This is a genomic window from Methylobacterium sp. AC315 (genome assembly GCF_979253755.1).
This window is the reverse complement of record NZ_CEEDEA010000126.1, coordinates 1-242: the sequence shown is the minus strand read 5'-3', so window position 1 is coordinate 242 and position 242 is coordinate 1. Positions and strand designations below refer to the sequence as shown.

At 74.8% G+C, this 242-nt stretch carries 1 pseudogene; it reads left to right on the top strand.

Annotated features, from left to right (window positions below):
- Positions 1–242 (top strand): annotated as a pseudogene (locus tag AC0IY0_RS28980) (D-alanyl-D-alanine carboxypeptidase); the annotation flags it as partial.

Here is a 242-nt window from a genome sequence, read left to right as displayed (position 1 = left end):
CCGGCTCGGCAACGTCCAGGGCGTGGACGGCATCACGCCCGGCTACACCCGCGACTCCGGGTTCAACCTGATGACCGCGGCCAAGTCCGAGGGCCGCCAGATCGTGGCGAACGTGCTCGGCGGCAAGTCGGGCGGCAGCCGCGACCGGATCATGGCCGACCTCGTCCGCGCCACCCAGCCCCGGGCCTATGCCGGCGTCCGCCAGTCGGCGCCGGTCACCGAGATGGCCGAGCGGGCCCGCC